At 44.4% G+C, this 12,630-nt stretch carries 11 protein-coding genes; 7 read left to right on the top strand and 4 right to left on the bottom strand.

From position 1 onward, the window contains the following. Positions 1 to 46 precede the first annotated feature (46 nt). Positions 47 to 562 (bottom strand): cytochrome b, encoded by a 516-nt coding sequence (locus AB4583_RS11405; protein WP_372117364.1) that lies wholly within the window; start codon positions 560 to 562, stop codon positions 47 to 49. Positions 563 to 838: 276 nt separating this feature from the next. Between AB4583_RS11405 and AB4583_RS11400 the strand changes: the two genes are divergently transcribed. Together AB4583_RS11400 and AB4583_RS11395 are read left to right on the top strand one after the other, a co-directional pair. Further along, entirely contained in the window at positions 839 to 1,678 is an 840-nt protein-coding gene (locus AB4583_RS11400) for a tetratricopeptide repeat protein (RefSeq protein ID WP_017069419.1), read from the top strand. Between the two features lie 161 nt (positions 1,679 to 1,839). Then, positions 1,840 to 3,096 (top strand): peptidoglycan DD-metalloendopeptidase family protein, encoded by a 1,257-nt coding sequence (locus AB4583_RS11395; RefSeq protein ID WP_102319751.1) that lies wholly within the window; start codon positions 1,840 to 1,842, stop codon positions 3,094 to 3,096. Between the two features lie 148 nt (positions 3,097 to 3,244). On the opposite strand, the gene AB4583_RS11390 is transcribed toward AB4583_RS11395, so the two are convergent. Next, positions 3,245 to 3,565, bottom strand: coding sequence for a heavy metal-binding domain-containing protein (locus tag AB4583_RS11390; RefSeq protein WP_004730185.1), 321 nt, complete (start codon positions 3,563 to 3,565; stop codon positions 3,245 to 3,247). A gap of 36 nt (positions 3,566 to 3,601) precedes the next feature. Next, on the bottom strand, positions 3,602 to 4,549 hold the full coding sequence (locus AB4583_RS11385) for a LysR substrate-binding domain-containing protein (RefSeq protein WP_017069420.1): 948 nt from the start codon (positions 4,547 to 4,549) through the stop codon (positions 3,602 to 3,604). 91 nt (positions 4,550 to 4,640) lie between these two features. Here AB4583_RS11385 and AB4583_RS11380 point away from each other — a divergent pair, with 91 nt between their 5' ends. Beyond that, positions 4,641 to 5,660 (top strand): DMT family transporter, encoded by a 1,020-nt coding sequence (locus tag AB4583_RS11380; protein WP_372051135.1) that lies wholly within the window; start codon positions 4,641 to 4,643, stop codon positions 5,658 to 5,660. 42 nt (positions 5,661 to 5,702) lie between these two features. Here AB4583_RS11380 and AB4583_RS11375 read toward each other — a convergent pair whose 3' ends face one another. Next, positions 5,703 to 8,726: an HD domain-containing phosphohydrolase gene (locus AB4583_RS11375; RefSeq protein ID WP_372051134.1), complete on the bottom strand. Its 3,024-nt coding sequence runs from the start codon at positions 8,724 to 8,726 to the stop codon at positions 5,703 to 5,705. Between the two features lie 321 nt (positions 8,727 to 9,047). Here AB4583_RS11375 and AB4583_RS11370 point away from each other — a divergent pair, with 321 nt between their 5' ends. The 4 genes from AB4583_RS11370 (at position 9,048) to AB4583_RS11355 (ending at position 12,606) form a co-directional block, all read left to right on the top strand. Further along, positions 9,048 to 9,794, top strand: coding sequence for a phosphatase (locus AB4583_RS11370; RefSeq protein WP_372117361.1), 747 nt, complete (start codon positions 9,048 to 9,050; stop codon positions 9,792 to 9,794). A gap of 144 nt (positions 9,795 to 9,938) precedes the next feature. Then, positions 9,939 to 10,334: a cytochrome b562 gene (locus tag AB4583_RS11365; RefSeq protein WP_017059534.1), complete on the top strand. Its 396-nt coding sequence runs from the start codon at positions 9,939 to 9,941 to the stop codon at positions 10,332 to 10,334. A gap of 275 nt (positions 10,335 to 10,609) precedes the next feature. Then, positions 10,610 to 10,960 (top strand): hypothetical protein, encoded by a 351-nt coding sequence (locus AB4583_RS11360; protein ID WP_065677752.1) that lies wholly within the window; start codon positions 10,610 to 10,612, stop codon positions 10,958 to 10,960. Between the two features lie 110 nt (positions 10,961 to 11,070). Then, positions 11,071 to 12,606, top strand: a complete 1,536-nt coding sequence (locus AB4583_RS11355) for a PepSY-associated TM helix domain-containing protein (RefSeq protein ID WP_372117358.1) — start codon at positions 11,071 to 11,073, stop codon at positions 12,604 to 12,606. The last annotated feature ends 24 nt before the right edge of the window (positions 12,607 to 12,630 follow it).

Here is a 12,630-nt window from a genome sequence, read left to right as displayed (position 1 = left end):
CCTCCTCCTACTCGATTTTGTGCAAATTGTCTTGAATTCTTTGAATCTAGAGCATCATCTTCAATACATAGTTCCTAGAGACAAAGTGATGTTTAAGTGCGGCACTGATATGCAGCACAATTAAACAGGCTAGGGCAATACAACTGGCACGATGGAAATAGAAAAAGAAGCCGTTGATTGCAGAGTCGGTAATTAGATTATTTACGCTCACTAACCAAAATAAAGAGTACGGTTCTTTTAGCATTAAGTAGCCGGTGCTGAAAACCATAAACATCACAAGATACATCAAAGAGTGTGCAAGCTTGGCAACGCATTTTTGCCCTTCAGGCACAGAGGTTGGCATGCTTGGCGACGAGCGAAAGTGGCTCCAGATATAACGAACCACAAGCAATGGTGTCGCAACGGTCGCCAATGACATGTTGAGCACTGACAGAAAAGAAAACAGCTCTGGATGATTGGTGACATAGTGCATCACATACCCTGCGATTGTTGCATAGATGATTACAGAAGCCATTACCCAGTGCAGTACACGGCTTACTAAATCGTATCGTGGATTATTCAAATTAACCTCGTTCTGATCGTTATTAATATAAGATTCATCTCGATGCAATGAATCAATTCTCGGTATATTCGCATCGCGAATTAATTATATAGAACAGTATTACGCGGTATTTTTATAATTTAGAAATTAATGATGTTGCTTCAGGTGTTTTATAATTATCAATGATGTTTTAGAGTGTTAATTCCAATATGGACATAGCAAACTTGTCGACTTCCTAGCTTGTATGCCTATTACGAGATACAGTTAGTCTAAAGATAAACATATAAGGAATGTATAATGCTTCGAATCTTATTGATTGCAGTTATCTCGGTGTTCAGCACGATGAGTTTTGCAAGCGAAGAGGTTAAGTACTCGGAACAAGAGTATTTGGATAGACCGCTGATGGAACGCTATATCTTGGATGAGTTGAAGCAGCTTCGAATGGAACAGCAAGACCTTGAGAGACGTCTCACTATTCAGATGACGGATCGCGAATTGACTGTAGCGGATAAATCGCTGAACTACGCCAATGTTACCGTAACGTATTTCTTCTACATTATTGCTGGTGTGGCCTCTCTTATCGCGCTGGTGGGTTGGCAATCCATCAAAGAGCTTAAACACACAACTCAAGACATGGCTGATAAGCGACTTAATTCTATCGCTCAAGACTATGAGAAGAAGTTTAATGTTCTTGAACGGGATCTTAAGCGCAAGACCAGAATCATTTCCGACAACAACCGCGAAATTGAAATTATCAATGAGATTCATAACCTATGGTTGAGAGCACAGAACGCACAAACGGCAGAGCAAAAAATTGAAATCTACGATGAAATACTGAAGGTTCGTCCTGGAGATTTAGAAGCACTTACTGCCAAAGCTGACGCTGCTATGGATATACAGGAATACCACTGGGCAATGAGTCTTTGTAACCGTGTATTAGAAGTCGATGACCAAAATGCTCATGCCTTGTATCAACGTGCTTGCGCCTATGCTCGATTAGGGGCAGAAGGTCAAGCGATCGATGACTTAGAGCGCGCTATTGAAGCCAGTGGGTCCATGAGAGAGCTGCTAACTGAAGAGCCGGACTTTGAGATGCTGCGAGGCTTAGAACGCTTCGAAGTACTTCGTGAAGAGTAATATGAGGTAAAGATCCGTGTTAACTAAGGTGGTGGGCTTTGCATGCTCACCATACTTTCACACCTATCGCGCTATGGTTTCTTACATTTCATTTATTTTTTTGATTTAATTGTTATGTTATAACACTTTCTAAGTTCCTTGTTATAACCGCTAAGTATTTTATGAAGTTCCTCCGTATTGGTCTGATCGTTACTGCGATCAGCGCATTTTCCCTTGCTGCTTTGCTCTCTTTTCACTCCAAACCAGCACCAGAAATCTCTATCAAAATAACACCTTACCAAGGTTCTCAACCTAATGATAAGGAAGTCATCGACTCGCAAGCGACTCCCAACTCTTTGGTTAAGGTCCATTATTTTGTGAAAGTTGGCGATACGCTAAGCAACATCTTTTCGTCATGGCAACTGCCATATGGAACCGTTCAAAAGGTGATGGAAGCTGATCTGGAGTCTTTGAAACTCGACACAATAAAACCTGGTGACCATCTAGAGTTGCTTTTGGATAGTGACTCAAAACAGCTTGTGGAGCTGATTTATCACGAGAGTTTGGTTGAGCAAGCAGCCTTTACTCGAAACGATGATGGTAGCTTCACCTATAAATTCCACGAGATCCCAGGCGAATGGAAAGAAAAACTCTATGCGGGTAGTGTTCACGGTAGCTTTTCAACGTCAGCCTACAAAGCGGGGTTAACTACTAACCAGATAGCCAATATCACCCGCACACTAAAAGACAAAGTCAACTTCGCTCGAGAGCTGAGAGCTGGTGATAGCTTCAATGTATTGATCAAAGAGCAGTACACGGATGATCACTTAACGGGCAAAACAGAAATTCAAGGTATCTCAATTCAATTAAGAAACCGAGAAGTCGCAGCTTTTCTAGCACCAGATGGTCTTTTTTATGACAGAGAGGGAAATAGTCTAGAGCAAGCCTTTGATAGATACCCAGTCGACAGAAAATTCCGAAGAATCACTTCTTCGTTTAATCCGACACGAAGACACCCAGTAACTGGGCGAATCTCACCGCACAATGGTACCGACTTTGCGACACCTGTTGGTTCACCTATCTACTCAACTGGTGATGGTCGTGTGGTGGCACTTCGTGACCACCCGTATGCTGGTAAATATTTGGTGATTGAACACAACAGCGTATATACGACGCGTTATCTTCACTTGAGCCGCTTCTTAGTTAAGAAAGGTCAGCAAATTAAACGAGGTCAGAAAATTGCGCTATCGGGTGCTACTGGCCGTATTACTGGCCCGCACTTGCACTTTGAGGTATTGGTTCGTGGTCGCGCCGTCGATGCAATGAAGGCGAACTTACCAATGGCAAGCTCAATTATGCCTAAAGATAGAAAAGAGTTTTTGGCTCGAATTGCCTCTTTTGATGCCATGATTTCTGAGCCAGAAGATCGTGCGAGTTAGAGATATTCAAGCCTAGTTTGGCAGCGAATACAATAACGCCCCCTTAGTTAGCGATTTAGCTAAGGGGCATTTTTAGAGAATCACACGATTAAGCGAATGAATCCGTTATTCGATGGATAGAGCTATTGAGCGATGGGTTTGCCACTGATTAAGCAACCACCACTGCCGTGCCGCTAGCAGAGACCATCAGCATGCCATTACCTGTTCCCAAGACTTCGTAATCAATATCGACTCCAACCACTGCGTTGGCACCCGCTTCAATCGCTTTTTGCTCCAACTCTTTGAATGCGTAGTTGCGTGCTTTCTCCAGTTCCTTTTCGTAGGTGCCAGAACGTCCACCCACAAAATCACGAATTCCTGAAAACATATCTTTGAAAACATTCACCCCTAGAATGGCTTCTCCGGCGATAACCCCTTTGTAATCGACAATGCGTTTGCCTTCAACAGATTGAGTGGTGGTAATAATCATAATGGCCTCTTGTAAGCTTGCTGAGTTGTTACTTGCTTATTGATTGATAGTTTGGTCTTGTTCTCGAATGTCATCGTTCAGTGCTGTCTCTGAGCGTGTGAATTCATGCCTCAACCATGTTCTCAGTTTTAGCACACTTTCTTGTTTTAATTTGTTTTTTGGGCAAACAAAATAGAAATCTTGGTGTGGGTTCGCGACGGGTTCACCCAGCTCCACTAGCATCCCATGGCTGATGTCATCTTTCACAAACAAGCGATGTGTTACCAACACACCTAATGAACGAATCGCAGCTTGAACTGCTTGAATAGAGACATCGAACGTCAAGTTACTGTGGAACGTCGGCATTGGTATTTGGTAATGATCACACCACACCTGCCAGTCGTGTTGTCGCCTGAGGTTAAAAACGCCAATGGTCGGGTTTTGCTTGACGAGTTGTTGGACGTTTAATCCGGTCTGGTTTTTCAATAGAGCAGGGCTGCAGACTAAAACCAAATCATCGTCGCCGAGCTTTTCGCTGTAATATTGTTCCCATTCGTTTGGCTTGCCATGTACGAGGGCAATATCGACACCTTCTTGTTCGATATCGAAAGGGCCGGTTAATGTCGAAATACGGATATCAAGTGAGGGAGCAAATGCTTGGAATTCGGGGACTCGAGGGATCCACCAGTGCATCGCGAGTGAGTTCACCATGTTGAGAGTGATACGGTGATCGTTAGGTGTTCTGGCAAGCTCTTCGGTCGCCTCTATCACTTGCTCAAGTGCGGGAGCAACTTTGCGGTAATAACGCTTACCTGCGGCATTAAGAACAACACGACGGCCGACTCGTTGAAACAAAGGCTTGTTGACCAGTTGTTCTAACGACTTTATCGCTTGGCTTACCGCAGAGTGACTGACGTACAATACCCGCGCGGCGTCGGTCATGCTGCCAGTCTCAGCAACAGCAATGAAAGCGTAAACGGATTTAAGCGGAACGAGTTTTTTCATTGGTAAGTTTTCCTTACAGTTATAGTTAATATTACTCGCTATTTTTCATTACGTCACGCCTCTAAAATAGATGTCATAGGAGGTGATAATTATGTCTGATATTACCAAGGCGACGACTTTCATGTTGTTGTCGACGTTCAGTTTGTCTTTAAGCGGCTTAATGGCCAAGTATCTATCTGAAGTGATGCCCACTTCGTTGCTCAGTTTTGTGCGTTTTTTGTTACCCAGTCTGTTTTTATTTCTTTTTCTGACTTTTTACAAAATCAGCAAGCCGACACGAGAAATGTGGAAACCTTTGGTGATGCGAGCGATCTTTATGGTGGCGTGTCAGTGGTGTTTCCTTACTTCACTGCAAACCTTAACGCTGGTTGAAGGGGTTGTGTTATTCAGTACGGGTCCTCTGTTTATTCCATTGTTAGAAAAGTTAATATTTAGAACCAAGATTCATACAACGACGATCGTGTGTTTAGCTGTCACTTTTGTTGGCGTAGTGATGATGGCGGGGGATTGGTCGCAGTTTGAGTTGGGTTCTGAGTTCTTTAGACCTGCGCTTCTGCTTGGACTTCTCGCGGGGGTATTTAATTCTGGCTCGCAAGTGAGTTTGTACCGAGCGTCTAAAACTAGCCTGACACCAGCAGAGCTTAACGCGTGGACCTTTTTAGTTGCGGCAATCATTGTGATTCCTATGGTTGTGTTTACTTCAGTGTCTGCGGTTCCTGATGTAGTTGAAAACTCAGGTAGCTTATCGGCGTTGTGGTCTTTCGATGACTTACGTTGGATTGTTCTCGGAGCACTTGGTCTTGCAATGTTTACCATCAATACCCAAATCTTCCGTTCCAAGGCGTATAAGCTTGCAGACAGTGGCTCCCAGTTGGCACCTCTGATTTTTACTAACATGCTGTTTAGCGCGCTTTGGCAGGGCTTGTTCTTTGATGATGTGTTTTCTACACAGCAGATGATTGGCATTAACCTGATTGTCGTGGCGAGCATCACCAATACATTGCTGGCAAAAAGACACAGCAAGGCGAAAGCCAAACAAAAACCGCACACCACAGTGGCTGTAGCGACTGTAGTGGACGTTGCGGTATTGGACTCGGCAGCTAAAAGCTAACCATTGAGTTATGGCTTATCCTCTGAATGGTTAATTTAAAACTTAGAACAATGAGCGTATGTATTCTTTTACTCGGTCGATGTGTTCGTGCGGGTCAATCTCGCAGCGTTGGTTCATTTCTAGGAATCGCTCAGCGTATTTATCGTAGATTTTGTTTTCCAAAAACAGCAGATACAACCTGGGATCGATATGACCGCTGGTGGCCATGTCGGTCATGATGTTGAGTGATTCGCTTAAGAGTTTACCTTTCTTATAAGGGCGATCACTAGAGGTGAGCGCTTCAAAGACATCAGCAATTGCCATTGCTCTGGACGGCAGAGGTAACTGGTCTTCGTTTAAGCCTCTTGGGTATCCCTTACCGTCGATACGTTCGTGGTGTCCGCTGGCGATATCCGGAATGTTTTGAAGGTAAGGCGGGTAAGGCAACTTGTTGAGCATGGTGAAGGTTTGGATAATATGATCGTTGATCATGAAACGTTCTTCATCGTTTAGCGTACCACGGCGTACTTTCAAATTGTGCAGTTCACCTTGGTTGTATTTAACTTCTCCGGGCTTAAGTACAAACGCTTCTTGCCATACATAGGCAGGGTTAAAGCCATTGTCCCAAGGTATTTTATGCTCCGGTTTGTCTGCAAGCAGAGGCTCCATGACAGGCAAACCCTTTTCCTGACTTGTTGGCTCAGTTCTCTCTTTCTCAACCGACTCTTTTTGGGTGTTAAATCTCTCTTTTTCAGACCAAGACAAACCCAATTGATCATCCAGTGTACGTTTCCATTGGCGTTTGGCTATTTGATCTAAGCGTTCTAGCTGCTCTTCCGTCATAGATTCGCCGCCAAGATTACACTCAGCAACGAAGGCAAACTCCTCATCCAGTTCAGACAGGCTTTGTTCGAGTATTTTGAGTTGTTCTTCTTGTAGTGCACCGTTCGCCATCGCTTTCCAGTAATCGGTTTCCGCTTGCTGTTTCAACAACTCAAAACGCATTCGCACTTCGTGGATTCGGTCGTAAATGGTTTCCAGTTTTGTTGCCTTATCTACCACATATTCAGGCGTGGTCACCTTGCCGCAGTCATGAAGCCAAGCGGCGAGCATCAACTCTTCCCACTGTTTACTGTCCAATGAGAATTGCGGGTAATAGCGGTCATCATCTATGGTTGCTTGAGTTAGCCATTTGGTGAGCTCAGGCACTCGTTGGCAATGCCCGCCCGTATAAGGTGACTTGGTATCAATCGCCGATGCAATCAGCTCAATAAAGGCATTAAGCATGTCTTTTTGTTGCTGCATTTGGTCGATGTTGTCTTTCGCTATTTCCGCAAAGCTGAGCAACTCTCTTAAAAAGGCGTGCTTGTCTGCCTGCATCTTGGTAATTGGTCTCTCATAGCCAATTGCCACAATCCCTACCAACAGTTTCTCTCGGTTTAATAGTGGAAATAGGTACAGGTCTGAATTGAAGATCGAATCTTGGTAATAGTTGAGAACATTGTCTTTTCGGTTCAAATGGATCGTCTCACCAGACTTAAGCTGACACAGCAACCAAGGCGTGTGTTTGATGAAGTCATTGATGTCGGCTTTAAAAGGGAGAATGGCAAGGTTAGCTGCCGTATCAAACACGTCTTTCTCTTTGGACTGAGTGAAAAGGACAATGGTTTCTGCTTTGGTGATTAAATAGCTTTGATGAGCAATGTTCTTGGCTAAGATCGAAAACTCCTGATTCCCGGCGGTGTCTCGAAGTAGGGTAATCAGATCATGAAGCGTGTGTTCCATTAGCTCAATCGAGTGGGCAAGGTTAGCCACTTCTTGAATCATGCTTTTGGGATAATGAGTACGCCTGAAGTCAAATCGAGCGATGTTGTCGGTGAGTTGCACCAGCGTATTGAGTGGCTGAGACAGTCGATTAGCAACAAACCATACGATAGCGAAGCAGATGAACAACATCCCAATCGCGACCGCAACTTGCTTGTCTCGCATCGAGATAAGATCAGCGAGCAGCTCATTGTGTGGCGTCGCTTCTGCCAAGTGTAAGGTGACATTTTGAGTCAGTTGAACCGGCGTTAGCGTTAGTGCCCAAGTGTTTAAGTTGTACTCAACGTTTTTTAGATTGAGGTTAAACTTCTCTTCATCAGAGATAAGCGGCGCAATAACGGACGCTTTCAATGCTTCCATCTGTTCACGTTTGGGCACATTAAAGAAGCTTTGGTCTTGCTCACTGCCAGAGAGATTCCCCGTCGTTTGGTTGTTCGTTTGCTCAGTTTTACTTGTGTCATCAGATTGGGAGTCAGGCTTGGGTACTGATAGCTCAAGTTGATGCTGACCGAGAAGATTAAAATGTTGATCGAACAAGGCGAGTCGGGTTTGCGGAGAATAAGCTAATTCACTGATCTGAGAAGAGAGGGAACTCAACGTAAAGTCGGCACCAACCACATGCTTGCCATCGGCAGAACGCCTAGAGAGTGTAATGCCATTGGTTTGCAGGAAATAGAATAGATAGGGCTCAGAGAGTTGTATTGAGCCATCAGGCTTTGCGTTACGAAACCAAGGACGAGTTGTGGGGTTGAACTTACTCTCTGCTTGTCGAGTACTGATCACTTGATGTGCGCCATCAAGATAGGTAATAAAGTTTTCACCGTCTAGATTGGTGCTGCTGACCATCATGGTCGCTTTAGCGGGCGCGCTGTTTTCGGCTCTCTGTTTATTGGTGCTTAATGGACGAAAGATTCTGAAGTCACCATCTTCAGAACCATAAAATAGAGCGACCAAATTGGTGTTTTGCTTGAAGATGATATCGACCGAAGCAAGCCAAGAGTCTTTTTCGACAGCGGAAGCTTGATGAGCAACAAACGGGCTCACCGCCATCACATTTAAGGTTGTGATAACAGGGGCAATGGCTTGTTTAAATACTGATTCCAGTTTGTCGCGGTGCTCATTACTGATCTCGCGCACTGTGCCTAGCAGCAGCTCTTGGGAGTGCCGATAACTAATCGAAATCAATACCGCACCGACAAGTGTTGTCAAAATTAGGAAAAGGCTAGTGATGTGGATACTCAGCGGATATCGTCTTCTTCTCATCTAACACTCCAGTTTGTAGGCTGGTTTAAGTATTGACGAACTTGGGTAGGTTGCAAAAAATTGGCGCAATTACCGAGTGTGTGCGGTTCGACTTAGATAAGACCAAGCGCTGGCTGGCTCTGGTTAGCCACGTATTCCCGTGTCGTGTAAATGAACCAGTAATAAACCTTTATGTTTGGGTGCTAATTGTCACTTTCAGCTGATAAACTGGCCGAATTGTTGCCATTAGGCATTCATTTTCTGAAGTATTCTTTTCCTGAAAGAGATTCAGAGTTACTTTCTGAAAAACGTATTTTGACCGAGCGAAGAGGGCATTGATTCATGGAACTCAAAGTAGATACTCACACCCACACATACGCAAGTGGTCATGCTTACAGCACATTGATCGAAAACGCCAAGTCGGCAAAGCAAAACGGTTTAGCCATGTTTTGTACCACTGACCATTCAGAATCAATGCCGGGCGCGCCACACTATTGGTTCTTCAGTAACCAACGTGTACTTCCTCGTTTTATCGAAGAGGTTGCCATCATCCGTGGTGTTGAGTCGAACATCATGAACACTCAAGGCGAAATCGATATCCATCCGAGCGTTGATAAGAATCTGGATTGGGTGATTGCCAGCTTCCACGAGCCCGTTTTTCGCCCATCGGATGTCGCTACCCATACAGAGGCTCTCGTGAATGTGATTAAGGGCGGTCGAATTGATGCGCTTGGTCACTTAGGCAATCCTAATTTTGATTTCGATTTTGAAGCCGTTATTCAATGTGCGGTTGAACATAACGTGGCGATTGAGATCAACAACACCACACTCAAAGGCAATAGCCGAGTTGGCAGTGTTGACCGCTGCTATGAGATTGCAAGAATAGCGAAAGCGAAGGGGGCATTTATTACAACAGGCAGCGATGCGCATTTCTGTTTAGATGTCGGTGGCTTAGACTTAGTCGCAGCATTGTTAGATGAAGTGGGTGTCGATTCGAGTAAAGTGATTACCCATTCGCCAAAGCAGTTTCTAGCCTTTTTGGCTTTGCGCGGTCGTAATGAAATCCCAGAATACTCAGCTCTTGTTTAAGAGAATGTCGGCGGGTTTGCATTTCGACACAATCAATTTTTGTGCCTGACAGATTTTTGTATACACTAGCCGAAAATAATAAAGTCGAAGCGCCACAGTAATGATGGCTCTAACTTCAAAGACACCGCTTCACTTGGAGAAACAATGAAAACTCGCTCAATCCTTTTATCTGGTTTAATCGCTGCTTCAGTATTGTCTGGCAACGCATTTGCTAATGTAGACCTTAAGAAAAACATGCAAGAAATGAAGCTTGCGTTCAAACAAGCGGCAGAAGCTCAAAGCATTGAAGAGATGCAAAAGCCTATCGTTCGTTTAGATACGCTGGTGGCAGAGCTGAAAACGGGTGTTTACCCAGTCGAGAAAGAAGACAACTTCATGGAAGGCTTCAAAAAGATCAGTGCATCACTGGATAGCATTGAGCAGAAGCTAGACCAAGGTGACTTAGCGTCTGCGCAGCAAGAACTTCGTACTATTGACGGCCTTCGTGAAGAGTACCATGAGAAGCGTAACCCAAGCATCTGGAGCAAGATCTTCGGTTAATTCGTTAATCATGAACGTTTGCTAGATAGGTAACAAAGAACAAATCTCAAGATTCGATTTCTAAAACGCTGCCTTACATTCCCCTCTTTCGAGGACGGTGTAAGGCGGCGTTTTTTATTGTCTCTTTTATTGAAAGCCTAATGCAAAGTGTTGTAACCAGTATTTAACGAAAAAGAGTGTGCGTTAGCTTCAATTTTTTAACTTGCTGTTAATCTTTACGTTTACCTAAATTCCAAGTCCCTCATAATAAGGGAAATTTATAAAGACTTGGAATAATGCGCCGAACCTCGTTCAACTTCTCCATGTTACTTGCAACAGCATTAAGCTGGGCGCTAGTGACATTAATGCCTGTTATCAATGCTCATGGTAATAGTGCGGGAGTGTGGGCGTCGTTATGTACGGTCAATGGCTTTGAATTGGTTCAAATCGAAGAAGGCGAACCTAATACTCATAAAGGAAAGCCGTGTCCGTTTAGCCATTTTTCCACGTTTCACCAAGACGAACTTCCCACTACACTACTGACAACTCGACTGAGTTCTATTGTCTCCGACAGCTACGCTTTTTTGGCTCTAAGCGAACGCTATATGAGGCAAGCCCCGCGCGGCCCTCCCTTTGATATTGCTTAAACCTAACCCACTAAAATAATTAAAAATAAAGTATTAAGTAAAGTTAAACATGCTCAGATTACTTTCCGATTTTTCAGAAGGTATGTTTGCGTGTGTCAAAGGAAATAATAATGTTGAGAAATGAATCTCAAACCCCTGCGAAAGCACAAGCTATTTCGCAGTCTAAAAGCAGTGCAACAACCGGTTCGAAAACCAATATAAAAAGCAAAGACCGCAATAAAACCCTCTATTTCCTCACATGGCGCTGGCACTTCTATGCTGGGCTATTCGTTATCCCGTTTATGTTAATGCTGAGCATTACAGGCTTGGTGATGCTGTTTGATGATGAAATCGAGTTAGCTTTTCATCACGATGCGATCGAGATTGTTGCATCGGGCGACCCAATTAAAGTGTCACAACAGTTAACTGCAGTGCAGAATCAATACCCACAAGGTTCGGTTACCCAGTTCGTTCCGAGCAAAGCGCCTGATCTCGCTAACCGCTTTTCGGTAGCACTTGAAGATGGCACTTCCGTTTTCGCCACTGTGAATCAATACACTGGCGAAGTGGTCGGAGAGATTCCGCGTAGCGACAGCCTGTACCAACTGGCGAATGATATTCACGGCACTTTGTTGATTGGTGATTGGGGTGATTACCTAATTGAAGTCGCAATAAGCTTGTCTATTCTGTTGCTCGTCAGTGGCATTTACTTATGGCTACCGATAGACAACGCGAGCCGCGCTGGTTTTCTTAGGCTTCGATTTGGTTCAGGAGCGCGTATTTTAATGCGTGATCTGCATGCGAACATCGGTGGTACTTTATCGCTTATTCTGTTGTTGTTTATTCTGTCTGGATTGGCATGGACAGGTTTTTGGGGCGGTAAGCTTGTTCAAGCATGGAGCACTTTCCCTGCTCAAATGTGGGACGATATTCCATTGTCAGATAAGACGCATGCTTCCCTCAACCATGGCTCAGAAGAAGAGCTACCTTGGAACTTGGAGCAAACACTATTGCCTTTGTCTCAAGATAAGCCAACAGAACACGTTCATCATGTGGAAGAGGCTACGGAACCTCACGACCATTCTAAGATGGGTGAAGATCACTCTCAACATATGTTGTCAGCAAGCAACTTCAACATTGATGACGTTACTGAAAAAGCGTACTCACTTGGCTTTACGCAATACAAGGTCAATTTCCCGCGTTCAGAAACGGGCGTCTACACGGTCACAGCCAATACCATGGGCGGTGACATCATCGATCCAACGCAGGATCGTACCACACACCTCGACCAATATTCAGGTCGTATTCTTGGTGAGGTGACATGGCAAGATTATAACTTCATTGCCAAGACTTTAGCTGTGGGTATTTCATTGCATCAAGGTGACATCAGCATCATCAATAAGCTTCTAAATACCTTGTTTTGCTTGGCGTTCATTGTTGTGTCTGTGACTGGCGCTATGATGTGGTGGATGCGTAGACCTTCAGGACAAAGAAAGCTTGGTACGCCACCGAAGTTTGGTGATGCAGGGCTTTGGAAGGCAGGCTTGGTGACGGTCGTGGTTATTTCAGTACTGTTTCCGCTTGCGGGAGCAACGATCGTGACAGCAATGCTATTGGATTGGTTACTGTTTTCACGTGTTGAGAAATTCAAGACCGTATTGAGTTAATTGACATGCAAACGGACTTTCTCT

The sequence above is a fragment of the Vibrio sp. 10N.222.49.C12 genome, from assembly GCF_041475025.1.
Lineage (GTDB): Bacteria > Pseudomonadota > Gammaproteobacteria > Enterobacterales > Vibrionaceae > Vibrio > Vibrio crassostreae_C.
Note: the sequence above shows the minus strand (reverse complement) of the source record. Positions and strands in the feature narration are given on the sequence as shown.

What these genes read in the sequence shown, in the direction of transcription:
- AB4583_RS11400 (WP_017069419.1), top strand. Translation starts at nt 839, where the DNA reads ATGCTTCGAATCTTATTGATTGCAGTTATCTCGGTGTTCAGCACGATG.
- AB4583_RS11395 (WP_102319751.1), top strand. Translation starts at nt 1,840, where the DNA reads ATGAAGTTCCTCCGTATTGGTCTGATCGTTACTGCGATCAGCGCATTT.
- AB4583_RS11390 (WP_004730185.1), bottom strand. Translation starts at nt 3,565, where the DNA reads ATGATTATTACCACCACTCAATCTGTTGAAGGCAAACGCATTGTCGAT.
- AB4583_RS11385 (WP_017069420.1), bottom strand. Translation starts at nt 4,549, where the DNA reads ATGAAAAAACTCGTTCCGCTTAAATCCGTTTACGCTTTCATTGCTGTT.
- AB4583_RS11380 (WP_372051135.1), top strand. Translation starts at nt 4,641, where the DNA reads ATGTCTGATATTACCAAGGCGACGACTTTCATGTTGTTGTCGACGTTC.
- AB4583_RS11375 (WP_372051134.1), bottom strand. Translation starts at nt 8,726, where the DNA reads ATGAGAAGAAGACGATATCCGCTGAGTATCCACATCACTAGCCTTTTC.
- AB4583_RS11370 (WP_372117361.1), top strand. Translation starts at nt 9,048, where the DNA reads ATGGAACTCAAAGTAGATACTCACACCCACACATACGCAAGTGGTCAT.
- AB4583_RS11365 (WP_017059534.1), top strand. Translation starts at nt 9,939, where the DNA reads ATGAAAACTCGCTCAATCCTTTTATCTGGTTTAATCGCTGCTTCAGTA.
- AB4583_RS11360 (WP_065677752.1), top strand. Translation starts at nt 10,610, where the DNA reads ATGCGCCGAACCTCGTTCAACTTCTCCATGTTACTTGCAACAGCATTA.
- AB4583_RS11355 (WP_372117358.1), top strand. Translation starts at nt 11,071, where the DNA reads ATGTTGAGAAATGAATCTCAAACCCCTGCGAAAGCACAAGCTATTTCG.